The organism is Bacillota bacterium LX-D (assembly GCA_031628995.1).
Taxonomy (GTDB): domain Bacteria; phylum Bacillota; class DUOV01; order DUOV01; family Zhaonellaceae; genus JAVLUO01.
Genome location: JAVLUO010000004.1, coordinates 91629 through 104807 on the forward strand (window position 1 = coordinate 91629; position 13179 = coordinate 104807).

Sequence of the window (13179 nt, forward strand, 5' to 3'; positions counted from 1 at the left end):
GATGGTTTATCTGTTTTTGGCGTTGGGTTGTGGCATATTGTTTGGTTATAAAAATTGGATTAAAGAAGAATGGCAAGCTGTAACTGCAAAAATTTTTAATATTGCTTTTTTTGCCTTACTGATTTTTCTCGGGGGTAAAATAACAACTAACTCGGATGTTGTAGCCAATTTAGGCACTATTGGCTTAAAAGCATTGGTTTTTGCCATACTTTCAGGAGCAGGAGCTGTACTGTTGACTTTCTTCTCCTATGAATTTTATAATTCCATGTTTAGAAAACCTGAAACACAAACCCATAAAGTATCTATGGTGGTAATTGGGAATGGAGAAAATAGCCTTAAAATGGCCCTTATCCCTGTGGTGGCTTTATGTGCTGGAGGGATAGGAGGTTACTTTCTTAATAATCATCTAGTTTTGAATTATACTGCTTTTGTCATGTTCTTTTTAGATTTTATGTTATTTTCAATTGGTTTAGAAATTGGCAGGGATAGGCAAAACTTTGGAAGAATCAAGTCAATGGGCTGGTCTGCTTTGCTTATGCCTTTTAGTTCCTTAATAGGAAGTATCCTGGGGGCAATTATTGCTGGTGTTTTATGCAAAATATCTTTACCAGTTTATTTAGCTATTGGAGTGGGTTCAGGCTTTTACAGCATAACTGGCCCATTAGTTGCTAGTACTTTTGGTGCAGAAGCGGGAGCCCTGGCTTTACTAGCCAACTTTTTTCGAGAAATAATGACTCTAACACTTATTCCCTTTATTGCTTTGGCTTTTAAACATAATTCTTTAATAGCGGTTGGTGGTGCTACTACAATGGATTCTACACTGCCCGTAATAGTTAATTCTCTTGGGTCAGAATCAGCTTTATTTGCCTTAACCCAGGGAATAGTTCTAACATTTGTTGTCCCTGTATTAGTTACTTTGATCGTAAGCTTTTAATAAAATTTTAAAAATTTGTCGATAAAATGTTGACTTTTTTTCATCGGATGATATAATTAATAACGTTCCCGACGAAAACGACTTGATTGACGAAAATGAGTTAAAAAAGATGTTGACAAGTCAAAGGAAACGAGTTATAATAAATATCGTTCCAGTTTAAAAATAAGAAGCAAGGGCGATTAGCTCAGCTGGGAGAGCGCTTGCCTTACAAGCAAGATGTCGGCAGTTCGATCCTGTCATCGCCCACCATATGGCCCCGTAGCTTAGTGGTTTAAAGCGCCTGCCTGTCACGCAGGAGATCGTCGGTTCAAATCCGATCGGGGTCGCCATGTTGCCTCGGTAGCTCAGTTGGTAGAGCAGAGGACTGAAAATCCTCGTGTCGGTGGTTCGATTCCGCCCCGAGGCACCAACAAATCAAGAAGTGAGGCTAGGATAAATTCCAGTCTCTGTTCTGCGGAAGTAGCTCAGTGGTAGAGCATCGCCTTGCCAAGGCGAGGGTCGCGAGTTCGAATCTCGTCTTCCGCTCCAAGTTATGGCGACGTAGCCAAGCGGCTAAGGCAGAGGACTGCAAATCCTTTATTCCCCGGTTCAAATCCGGGCGTCGCCTCCATGACAAATCTTAATATAGTACATGCCCGGGTGGCGGAACTGGCAGACGCACAGGACTTAAAATCCTGCGGTCCTCAAAGACCGTACCGGTTCGATTCCGGTCCCGGGCACCAAATGAAAACATTAAGTTGTCAGACAATTTAATGTTAGTAGAAGATGGTTCATCATCTTCTTTTTTTATTTCTGTTGCTTTTTTAATTAATTTTATGCGCTCCTGGTCAGTTCCATTGGGATTTGGCTAAAAATAAATATGAACTTCTCGATTAAAAGGGTCAAATTGCATTTGTCTAATAAAATATCTTACGGACATTCTTTTCTCTTTATTTAAAACAGAAGAATTTTTAAAAATATTTTCAAGATTTTGTACTTGAGCTAAAATAGTTGCTTCATCTATAATATTTTCTATTTCTTGAACCATAACTTTTATTTTTTGAGGGGTAAAATGTGATTTGATTGCTCTTAATACTTTGGTTTCAAGTTCTTCTTTCTGAATATGCTTTGAGTTTAGTTAAAAAGGCTTGCACCGAAAAAAATATTGCTTTGTCTTCAAAAGAAGAGGATGTTGTGAAGATAATTTTGGCAGCATTTATTAATATAGAAGATACTGTGTTGCATAAATATTATGGCGGGCTTAGGCCCGCCTCCATTTTAAATTTGCCTATTTGGCGGTAATTGACCAACTTCCCGCAAAAATTTTTCTCTCATTTCTTCCTGGCGGTTCTCTAAATTTTCCCCTTCCTTTCTCCAAGCTTCTAAAGCTTCTAAAGCTTCTATAGTTTTATCCTTATCGCTCATCTGCATCCACTCCTATTATTTAATAAAATTAAAAACCTTCCTGATTATTATGCAACGATAAGAATTAATTAATTCCAAGTAAAATTAGCCTTTAGGACTAACTAAACATAAGCCAATGCTTCTGCCACAATTAATAAAATACAACAAATGCGCCTGGTGGCTTTTTTATGCCAAATAGAGAATACTATAGCATTAATTTGTTAAAAATATTAAAAGGCGATCTGCCTCCATTAAAAACCCCCTTTATTTTAATCTGCTAAATACTTTTTCATCTAGTACATCTTCAACTTGATTTTGCATATCTACGGTTACATGAGTATAAATCTGATCAGTAATAGCTGTTGTTGAATGACCAAGTCGCATGGAAGTTAATTTAGATGAAATTCCCGATTCTGCAAGCATAGTACAATGAGTATGTTGTAGGTCGTGAAATCCAATGCCTAAACTAATTTTTTTACGAATGCATACAGTCGCAGGTTTAACCTACATCTCACCTATTTAAAATTACCTAGTAGAGGAATTAATTAAATAGGTAGTTCTAACTTAAAGATAAAGTATGAATCTTAAATTTACTTTATAGGATTATTATGTATTAATTTCCAAGGATAGGTAACTGCTTTAATAACCTCTTAATATTATGTACTATAAATATAAATTAGGAGGTGTAATAATGTGGAATAATAACAACCCAGTAGTAAAAAGTAGTTACAAATTCGTATTGCGACCTGGTTGTAAATGTCCACCACCAACGACTAGTCGTCTAAGGTTTCCTCGGAACGGTACCCGCGTTCCCCCGGCAGCAGAGTTTAAGCAAAAACAAAATGTAAAATTTAAAATTGAAAGATTGGCGAATGACAATCGGGTTCCTAGTATACTATTAGCTATATTTATAGAGATAGCAAGAAGATTTTTAAATGGACAGTCTGCCAGAACGTCGCTTGAAAGCGATATATTTAATATCCTAAGTGGATTATCGCCTGAAGTAATAGATGTATTAAGATTTACTATTAACGTTGTCAATGCAGTGCCTAGTTCTCAAAGAGACAGGATTTTATCTCCATATGTTACAGCTGGAACAGCGCTCACAGTGGATAATGTTGCAAATTTACTTGTACAAGAATTTTTGCAAAGGGCTGGATTGAATCTGCTAGGTATGAAAATGCCTTAACAAATCTTCGTCCAGGAAGAGAGTTGGTATAGTGGAATTTTCAGAATGTAAATTAGGTTTATGGGGTAAACCCTTAGTGGTATTTTTGACAAAAAAGCGTGCTCTATACAGCACGCTTTTTTTAAATGATGTTGCAGCATAAGTTAACTAAACTTAACATATTTTAGCAAACTGTTTAAGGAAAATTAGGACAAAGTTATTCCGAATATTCAAATAAAGTTAGGATTGAGGAAAGTAAAAAACTATTAAGAAAAGCATCTCTCGGCATGTTGGTTTTAATGATCAAAGCTATTTTTCAACTATATTTAAAAAATATGACGGAAGATGATTTGGGAAAAACTGCATTATTAATTTAATTACCACACTAATTTAATGACTCAGTATAATACACATTTGCTATGTGGTATAATTTTTAATAAGATTATATAAGAGAGCTGCAGTTTATGACCTTAGCGGAAAAATTAATGAGATTTTGAACAGTTACCTAAAGACAAAGAGAAAGAAATTGTTCTTGTAAACAATGATGGTTTGTTGACGGCAAGAAAAGAATAGGAGATAAAAATGAATGACTATTTAATTAAAGCATTAGGATATAACGGCCAGGTTCGTGCCTATGCTGCATCTACAACACAAACGGTAGGTAAAGCGCAGCGTAGACATTGCACTTGGCCAACAGCTTCAGCGGCACTGGGCCGCGCTTTGACAGCTGTACTTATGATGGGTGCCATGCTAAAAGGGGATGAAAAGCTGACAATCAAAATAGAGGGAGGAGGCCCCTTAGGTGCAATCCTTGTTGATGGAAATGCAAAGGGTGAGGTGAGGGGCTATGTTGCTTATCCGCAAACCCACTTGGACTTAAATGAACAGGGGAAATTGGATGTAAGCAGAGCCGTTGGAATAGACGGAATGGTTACAGTAGCGAAGGATATCGGAATGGGTGATTGTTTTACTGGCCAGGTTCCACTTGTATCCGGGGAGATAGGAGACGATATTACCTATTATCTAGCAACATCTGAACAGGTTCCATCATCAGTAGGACTAGGTGTATTAGTCAATCCTGACAATTCAATACAAGCTTCAGGCGGTTTTATTATCCAAATGCTTCCTGGTGCCGCTGAAGAAACAATTGCTGAAATCGAACAACGTTTAGAAACAATGATGCCTATTTCCAAAATGATTCAGCAGGGGCTGACACCAGAAGAAATTCTTGAACAGGTTCTTGGTAAAAGTAATGTAGAAATTATTGAGAAGATGCCTGTCCAATTCAAATGCCAGTGCTCAAAAGAAACGATTTCTAATGCCCTAGTCAGCTTAGGCGAGGAAGAAATCGGGGATATTATTGAAACAGAAGGCAAGGCGGAAGCTCAATGCCATTTCTGCAATGAGATTTATCAATTTTCCAAGGAAGAACTGGAAAAGCTAAGAGATGAAGCAAAATAATATTTATGAAATGATTCAATTCAGGCGTTGCCCTTACGGTGCCGAAAGAGCGCAGACAAAGGGACAACGCCTTTTAATTATATGCCAGCCTTATTAAAATTTACTCCAATGGCTTTTAGGTATGAAACCAAAAAGAACGGGGGAGGCAGAACCATTGGGAAGCATGTAGGCAAATTCCCTGGTTTCACCTGCCCGAATGATACCTGCAAAGGCGGAGCGGTTGGTGCTGCCAGTATAATTCCCTGCTGCTGGAATGTAATAGGTATCATCATCTTCCCAACGGATAGCGCCTCGGAAGGAATAGCCTCGGGGATTGATAATAATTGCTGTATCTTCTTTAGCAGTTACTTTAATATGATATACCATACCGTAGTTGCCTTTGTTGTAAACAGTTTCTTTTGTAATGCCGTCTGTGCCTTCCAACCACTCTGGCATGCCTTTGCCCAAGAGTAATTTTACGGCTTCTGTTTCATTTTTTAAATCAACATGGTAATCTTCAGCTAAAATATTAAAAGTCCCCCGAGGATGATTATCTTTGGGGAGGTTATCCATAGTCGCCATAGTTTCCAACGTATCTTCCTGATCTAATACTGCTACGGTAAAGGTAACGGGCAAGGGTGCGGAAAAATCAAACATTCCAGATATGGTCTGCTCAGGCAGCCATTTTCTAGTACCGTTATCATAAATGATTTGAGTGGAGCCTGGCTTAATAGTTATAACTTCTGACGGTGCTCCTTTAAAATATTGGTAAAGCAATTGCTGTCCTAAATAAAATACGTCGTCTGATGGACCTTTGATAGTTTTATTCCAAATAGTCAAATCAATGTTTACAAGGGTGTTATTTGTGGCAGTGACTACTAGCCTTTTATTATGGGCTTTTGCTTCTTCCTCGGTAAATTTGTTAATATGATGAATCAGTACCCGGCCGTTTCCCCAGACGGTTTCTTGGTATAAAATTCCTTTTTGACTTACCATCTCTGGGGAATCGCTCATAATCAGCTTGCCCTTTTCTGAAGCTGTTTTTTTGGGAAAGATTTCTTTTAAAGCAGTATAGTTAAAGCTGCTAAAGTTATCAATGGTATCCCCCACTTTTCCATGGGTGACTTTATACTCAAACTCTCCTTTTAAGAAAACATTGTTTACTTTCACAACTACTTCTTTTTTATCACTATAATTGCCATATTGATCCTGTAACTGTAGGGTAACAATATACTCCCCTTGGGAATAAATGGCTTCGGGTTTTACCGGTGTCATAGTGCTTTCTTTTACCCCCTTGGGGCGATAAGTCCATCTTTCTGTTTTTATGGTTTCCCAGTCTTCGTTTTCATACTTATAGGAAAATTGGATTTCTTCCCCTTGTGCATATTCTGCTTTATCTGTAGTAAGCTCCGTAATTAAAGGCTTCTCATTGGGCAAAATAGTGATAGATTCTGTATACCAATCACTCCATTGACCGTTTATGTCTTTCACTTTATAAGAGATATCATAAGTCCCTGCCCGGGGTGTTTTAAACATACTGCTTAATGTCTTGGCAACAAGTTTTTCATCATGGTTTACCTGCCATAATGTTTCCACAATTTTATCGCCGTCTTTATCGGTACTCAAATCAAATGTCCCTACCGGTTGCCCTGCAGTATAAATTTCTTTGTCAAACCTAAATTTAGCAATAGGTGCATGGTTTTCCATAGATTCTTTCGGCGGTGTTTCCTGAGGAAGAGTTAAAGTAATCGTTTGGGTCGAGGAATCATAATCTACTTTTATTTTAAATTGTTCAGCTAAAAAACGGATGGGAACCAAAGTGGTACCTTTTTCTAATAAAGGTGCTGCATCTAAAGGAGTTTCCGCCCCATTCACTACAGCCTTATTTTCCCCAATAGTCAAAACTATTTGCGTATCATCTTTATTGATAAAAATCCTTTGAACAGTGTTATCCCATGTCATTTCGGCTGCTAACACTTGTCCAATCACAAACCTTAGAGGCAAAAAAGTTCTGCCGCCAACGAGTTTGGGGGAAGTAGTTAAAAGATACTTGGTACCGTCTACCACAATAATGTTACTACCCATGGTTAACCGGATTTTTTTCCCTTCTTCATTTTTTTCTGTGGGGTTTTCCACTGCCTGTTCCAAGAATGTATTTTCTTGGGCAAAGGCCCTAGGCTGAGGGAAAAAATCACAAAATATACCTACCAAAAATATCGTGCCAAAGCAAATGCTTTTTAAATATTTATTCATATGGATCGATACCTCTCATTTATTTATTTTAATAGAAGTTTATTTTAATAGACGTTTGCCTGACCAAATTTGTTTAAGTTTGTGACAAATAATACCTAATTTTTAGGTTACTTTATTTTCCCATAAAAAACAATATTTACTTTTATAATAAGTGACAATATCATTTACAAAGAACATATGTTCCATTATAATTTATACTGTAGGAAGTGGTAATAAACTATGGGCAAAAGAATTATATTTCATATTGATGTCAATTCCGCTTACCTTTCATGGGAGGCAATATGCCGGTTGCAGCGTGGGGACTCCATTGATTTACGTGAAATTCCATCTGCCGTAGGTGGAGATCCTAGTACAAGGCATGGGATTATACTGGCCAAATCTATTCCAGCTAAAAAATATAAGATACAAACGGGGGAAACGTTATTTTCAGCAAAAATGAAGTGCCCAGAACTTATAATTGTTCCACCAAATTACGAATTATACATGAAATGTAGTTTGGCAATGTTAGAAATACTTAAAGAATATTCTCCCTGTATTCAAAGATTTTCTATTGATGAATGTTTCTTAGACTATACCAACATGGAAAATCACTTTGGGGAACCAATAAAAGCGGCTCATAAAATTAAAGATAGGATAAAAAAAGAATTAGGTTTTACTGTTAATATTGGAATCTCAACCAACAAACTCTTAGCTAAGATGGCTTCGGAACTTGAAAAGCCAGATAAGGTACATACGATTTTTCCTGAAGAAATCAGCGAAAAAATGTGGACTTTACCCGTTGGCGATTTATTTATGGTTGGAAGAGCAACATTAGCAAAGTTACAAAATTACGCCATTTGTACAATTGGTGACTTAGCAAAAACAGACCCTCAATTTCTCAAACGTTTATTAAAGAGTCATGGCATATTAATTTGGAATTATGCCAATGGATATGATAATACTCCAGTTAAGGATAATGCCACAATACCAATTAAGGGTATTGGTAATTCTACTACTACTGCTTTTGATGTAGATAATTTGAGGGAAGCAAAGATGGTTTTATTATCTTTAGTTGAGACAGTAGCTGCTAGGCTGCGGCAAAACAACTATTCTACCCAATTAATTTCCGTAAGTTTTAGAACAAATGAGTTTTTTAGCTATGGACATCAAAGAAAATTACATACAACTACTAATTCTACTAATCAGATATATCAGATCGTATGCCAATTGTTTAAAGAAATATGGCAAGGACAGCCAATTCGGCATTTGGGAGTTCGAGTGGGAGAATTATGTAGTAATGACTTTGAGCAAATTGCCTTATTTGCAGGTAATTTGGAAAAGGAACGCAGTCTGGATAAGGCTATTGATAAAATTCGTGCCAAATATGGGTCAAAAGCCCTATTCCGTTCAACCTTTTTACAGAGTGGTATTAAAGAAATAGCAGGGGGTGTTATTCAGGAAGAAGATTACCCAATGATGTCTAGCTTGTTATAAATTTAAAGTGGGTGTGCTTAAGTGAAAGTAGTCATGCGGCCAATAGAAATGCTAGCTTGGTTCACAGAGGAAGGGATTCTAAAGCCCTTAAAATGTAAATTTATTTTGAAAGATAAATCAGTTTGTATTGTTAAAATTGATAAAATTATAACTAGAACTGAAGAAAAACTAGCTGGTAATAAAATGATAATATATAGATGCCAAAGTGAATTTAACGGAATTATGCGGACATTTGAGTTGAAATATGAAAATAGTACTTGTAAATGGTTTCTTTATAAGATATAGATGCAGCATTTTCTAAATATTAAAGAAAAGCCTTGACTGTGTCAAGGCTTCTAATTTTGGTGGTGCGCCCGGCATAGGCGCTTGCTTGTCGGTGAAAGTCCCATACGGGGGTTGATAGTGCCAACCGTTAACCTAAGACAAGGTGTCCATCGTGAGGGTAGTAAAAATAAAGAGTGGGGATAATTACCCACTCTCTACCGGCAGAACTTCACCGGACGCTCGGGTTGTTCTCCAACATCGCCCTATCTTCCCGGTGAATAAGAGCCGGTTATAGTCTAACCTATTGTCGTAATATAAAACTAGGTGTAGAAATGTGGCCGGAATATTTTATATTAAAATTTTAAACTGTGAAAAACCATTTACACGAAATTATGCATACTCCCAATTATTCAGCTCCTACTCGATTCCAAAATTCTATATTTTAAACATTTGTATAAGTTTAGTTAATTGTGAACAATCTTGTTCGTTTTCCATGACTTTGTTTTTGATTTCGTCTGTTTTTTCTGCTGTTACGGCTGAACGACTGACAATGTCTTGGGTGGCGGAGGCCCCATTGCTTACAGTAACAGTAATTTCATCAATTGCTCTAGTAATGCCTTGAATAGACGAGGTTAGTTTTTCAGCTGTAGTACTAAACTCAGCAACTAGATCATCTATAAAAGATGCATCCTTGTTATAATCTTCCGCTGTTTTAATCATCATGTCATAATCGTTAATTACCTGAGTGTCCATGAATTGGAGCATTTTATCAGAATTTTCTGTAAGGTGTTCCACAGAGGAAATAACCGTTTGTATGACTTTTTGTATTTCCGACACCGTATCAGTTGATTCCTCTGCTAATTTTCTAACTTCATCTGCTACAACTGCGAAACCGCGGCCTGCTTCTCCAGCTCGAGCTGCTTCAATAGCTGCGTTTAAAGCTAAAAGATTAGTTTGAGAAGCAATTTTTAAAATAGAGTCTGATAAGGTTCTAATTTGTTCGACGCTTTTAGCCTCGTTAATAGATTTTTCCATATTCATTTTTGTGTCTTCATAGACTTTTAAGGCTGAGTTTCTTGAAGCAGTGACGGTAGTTTTTAGTTCGCTGGCTCGCCTGCTGATTTCGTTTGCTGAGGAGGCTCCTTCTTGGGCTCTGGAGGTAATTGAATCGGCAGCTTGGGAAATTTCTACAGAGGTTGCATTTATTTCTTGTGTAGATGCCGCAGTTTCTTCCATGCCGGCAGATAACTCCTGAATGGCATAAGAATCACTATCCGCTTGTTTGTTTAGTTCGTTAGCTAAATCAGTTATCTGAACAACACTTTCATGAATACTTTTGACAGTCTTTTTTAACTGGGAAACAATTTTACGTATGGTTTTTCTTGCTTTTGCCTCATGATAAACAATTCGACTAAATTCATCTTGTTCACTGATGAATTTATCATAGTTATAGGTTGGGTCAAATGATAAATCCATAGCAGCTGTTTTTTCAATAAAATTGACTGCAATTTGAACACGATGATTAATATTAAGAATGATCGCAATCCCTAAAAATAGAAATATAAGTAGGCATATTGTTAAAGTAGTAAATATTAAGCCAGTTGAGGCATTGAAAAATAGTAATATAAGCAACAAAATTACAGTTAGCACAGGCACCAGCAAAAGCAGATAGAGCTTTGTCTTAAGTTTAATATTATTAAAGTTCATATTAATCCCCCCCAAGTTCAAAATCTCTGAAATAATTAATATTACTAAAATTGCTAAAACACCTCAAGTTTCTATTTCTTCCCCCCTTTAGATACAGTTAAAATTATTTCGATAGCTCACAAAAAGCATAAGCAATAAATTGTCATAATGTTTGAAAAAGTGTTAAATTTAATTATAGAAAATTTATTAATTAGTTATTTTAAAATTTTATTGGGTTTAAAAGTTGGTAATTAATTTATAAAATTTGCTTTTTGTGATGTTATTACTTAAATTTTATTTCGCCAAAATTTTGGTAAATACCTGCATAATACACATAAATAAGAAATTTTCAAGGGGAAATAATTGGATAGATTAAAAGTTAATTTTAGTTACGTATGTTATTCTGCGGTTGAAAGCCGCTTTTAACTTCGAGTATACTCGAAGGTGAAAGATTGGAACTGAAAACACAAATAAGCTAATGGAATCCGTTAACAAATGGAAGTCTAGTATTTTAGGCCAATATAAAAATTAATGCACATTGGAGAGATAAAATTTGAAGGTATTATACTACGATTGCTTTTGCGGAATAAGCGGAGATATGAATCTGGGAGCTTTAATTGACCTAGGTGTAGATCAGGAATATCTACTAAAAGAGCTTTCAAAACTAGGATTGGATGATGAATATGAAATAAAAATTACTAAAGATATAAAAAAGGGCATAAGTGGAACAAAAGTTAATGTTATTTTAAATAATCAAAATAAGACTCATAATCATCATAGTCATAGAAATTTAGAGGACATCGTAAAGATAATAAATGAAAGCAATCTACATAACAATGTTAAAAAATTAAGTTTAGATATATTTTTGAAATTAGCGCAGGCCGAGGCGAAGGTCCATGGAAAGCCAGTATCCCAAGTGTATTTTCATGAGGTTGGTGCCATCGATTCAATTGTAGATATTGTAGGGGCTGCCATAGGGTTAGATTACCTAAAGGTTGATAAAATTGTGGCATCTCCCGTTCAAGTAGGGGGAGGCTTTATAAAATGTGCCCATGGTATATTACCTGTTCCTGCCCCTGCAACTGTTGAATTATTAAAGAATATTCCGATTAAATCAGGAATAGTACCTTTTGAAACTACTACACCTACGGGAGCAGCAATTCTAGCAGCTAACGTGGATGAGTTTACTGATAAAATAAGTTTTTTAATTGAAAAGATTGGTTATGGCGTAGGAAATAGAGATTTGAATATTCCAAATGTATTAAGGGTTTTTTTGGGAAATGAAGAACAATATGAAGCAAAAGAAGATCAATATATTTTAGAAACAAATATAGATGATATGAATCCGGAACTCTACAGCTATATTGAGGAAAAGCTATTTGAAAGTGGGGCTTTAGACGTATATAGAACAACTATATTAATGAAAAAAGGGAGGTCTGCAACTAAACTAAGCGTATTGGTAAATAAAGAGAAAGAAAAAGCCGTACAAGAAGTAATTTTTGAAGAAACTACTTCCATAGGCATTAGAAAATATAAGGTTGAAAAAATTATGCTACAGAGGGATTTTACGAAAATAAACACACAGTTCGGAGATGTGACTGTAAAAAATTCTTATTACCAAGGTAAGCTGATTAAAAAGAAGCCTGAGTACGAGGATTGCAAAAAAATAGCTAAAGAAAAAGATCTGCCTATTGCTAAGGTTTATAATGTAATAAATGAGATTATAAATAAACAATAACAGTAGTTATAGGAGAACTATATGGATAAAAATCAAATGCAGAAATTGCTTGAAACTGTAAAAAATGGTGAAATAGAAATTCAAGAAGCCATGAGGATGATTAAAGATTTATCATTTAGTGATTTAGGGTTTGCTAAGATTGATAACCATAGAGAAATAAGGGTGGGATACCCTGAGGTAATTTATTGTGAAGGGAAAACAGTAGAACAGGTAAAAGACATTATTGAATTTATGCTTACAAAGGATATTAATATACTTGCTACCAGGGCTAGCAAAGAAATGTACAGTGCGGTAAAGGAAATATGTAGTTTTGCCAGATATAATCAACTTGGCCGAACAATAACTATTCGAAAAAAAGAAGGAAATCTAACAAATAGTTATATTGCTATAGTCTCAGCTGGGACTTCTGACTTACCAATAGTAGAGGAAGCGGCAGAAACCGCTATGATTTTCGATAATAGGGTAGAAAAAATTATCGATGTAGGAGTCGCAGGCATTCATAGGCTTTTTGCCAAAATAGATATTTTGAGAGGCGCCAAGGTTATCATTGTAGTTGCGGGAATGGAAGGGGCCCTGGCAAGTGTTATAGGGGGTCTTGTTGATAAGCCAATTATAGCGGTTCCTACTAGTGTTGGTTACGGAGCAAACTTTGGAGGTCTTTCAGCTCTTTTATCAATGTTAAATAGCTGTGCCAACGGTGTGAGTGTTGTTAATATTGATAATGGTTTTGGAGCTGCATATAATGCAAGTATCATTAATAAATTGTAGAACAATCCTAATGTGCTTCGACTTATTTAGGTTTTCTTACATAGGTACCAAATGTTAAAAATTCTTGACATT

General features: G+C 36.0%; 10 protein-coding genes and 6 tRNA genes. 13 read left to right on the forward strand and 3 right to left on the reverse strand.

The window, feature by feature from the left end:
- Position 1: 1 nt before the first annotated feature.
- The 7 genes from RDV78_05460 to RDV78_05490 all read left to right on the forward strand — a co-directional run bounded on the left by RDV78_05460 (position 2) and on the right by RDV78_05490 (position 1656).
- Entirely contained in the window at positions 2–934 is a 933-nt protein-coding gene (locus RDV78_05460) for a lysine exporter LysO family protein (GenBank protein ID MDS1029949.1), read from the forward strand.
- A 173-nt stretch (positions 935–1107) separates the two neighbouring features.
- A tRNA-Val gene (locus RDV78_05465) sits at positions 1108–1183 on the forward strand.
- A gap of 3 nt (positions 1184–1186) precedes the next feature.
- A tRNA-Asp gene (locus RDV78_05470) sits at positions 1187–1263 on the forward strand.
- Positions 1264–1267: 4 nt separating this feature from the next.
- Positions 1268–1343, forward strand: a tRNA-Phe gene (locus RDV78_05475).
- 44 nt (positions 1344–1387) lie between these two features.
- Positions 1388–1462 (forward strand) — tRNA-Gly (locus tag RDV78_05480).
- Between the two features lie 6 nt (positions 1463–1468).
- Positions 1469–1544: transfer RNA gene (locus RDV78_05485), tRNA-Cys, on the forward strand.
- 23 nt (positions 1545–1567) lie between these two features.
- Positions 1568–1656: transfer RNA gene (locus RDV78_05490), tRNA-Leu, on the forward strand.
- 535 nt (positions 1657–2191) lie between these two features.
- Here RDV78_05490 and RDV78_05495 read toward each other — a convergent pair.
- Complete coding sequence (locus RDV78_05495) at positions 2192–2338, reverse strand: hypothetical protein (protein MDS1029950.1); 147 nt, start codon at positions 2336–2338, stop codon at positions 2192–2194.
- A gap of 670 nt (positions 2339–3008) precedes the next feature.
- Between RDV78_05495 and RDV78_05500 the strand changes: the two genes are divergently transcribed.
- Both RDV78_05500 and hslO read left to right on the forward strand, forming a co-directional pair.
- Positions 3009–3506: a hypothetical protein gene (locus RDV78_05500; protein ID MDS1029951.1), complete on the forward strand. Its 498-nt coding sequence runs from the start codon at positions 3009–3011 to the stop codon at positions 3504–3506.
- A 561-nt stretch (positions 3507–4067) separates the two neighbouring features.
- Positions 4068–4946 (forward strand): Hsp33 family molecular chaperone HslO, encoded by an 879-nt coding sequence (gene hslO / locus RDV78_05505; GenBank protein MDS1029952.1) that lies wholly within the window; start codon positions 4068–4070, stop codon positions 4944–4946.
- 93 nt (positions 4947–5039) lie between these two features.
- Here hslO and RDV78_05510 read toward each other — a convergent pair whose 3' ends face one another.
- Entirely contained in the window at positions 5040–7178 is a 2139-nt protein-coding gene (locus tag RDV78_05510) for a copper amine oxidase N-terminal domain-containing protein (protein ID MDS1029953.1), read from the reverse strand.
- A gap of 219 nt (positions 7179–7397) precedes the next feature.
- On the opposite strand from RDV78_05510, the gene RDV78_05515 reads away from it, so the two are divergent.
- Complete coding sequence (locus RDV78_05515) at positions 7398–8651, forward strand: DNA polymerase IV (protein ID MDS1029954.1); 1254 nt, start codon at positions 7398–7400, stop codon at positions 8649–8651.
- A 21-nt stretch (positions 8652–8672) separates the two neighbouring features.
- On the forward strand, positions 8673–8936 hold the full coding sequence (locus RDV78_05520; protein MDS1029955.1) for a hypothetical protein: 264 nt from the start codon (positions 8673–8675) through the stop codon (positions 8934–8936).
- Positions 8937–9350: 414 nt separating this feature from the next.
- Here the strand turns inward: RDV78_05520 and RDV78_05525 are convergent, their stop codons facing one another.
- The gene (locus tag RDV78_05525; GenBank protein ID MDS1029956.1) at positions 9351–10622 is read right to left on the reverse strand and encodes a methyl-accepting chemotaxis protein; all 1272 of its coding nucleotides are present in this window, start codon (positions 10620–10622) and stop codon (positions 9351–9353) included.
- 532 nt (positions 10623–11154) lie between these two features.
- Between RDV78_05525 and larC the strand changes: the two genes are divergently transcribed.
- Positions 11155–12339: a nickel pincer cofactor biosynthesis protein LarC gene (gene larC, locus RDV78_05530; protein MDS1029957.1), complete on the forward strand. Its 1185-nt coding sequence runs from the start codon at positions 11155–11157 to the stop codon at positions 12337–12339.
- 21 nt (positions 12340–12360) lie between these two features.
- Positions 12361–13107, forward strand: a complete 747-nt coding sequence (gene larB / locus RDV78_05535) for a nickel pincer cofactor biosynthesis protein LarB (GenBank protein MDS1029958.1) — start codon at positions 12361–12363, stop codon at positions 13105–13107.
- Positions 13108–13179 lie beyond the last annotated feature (72 nt).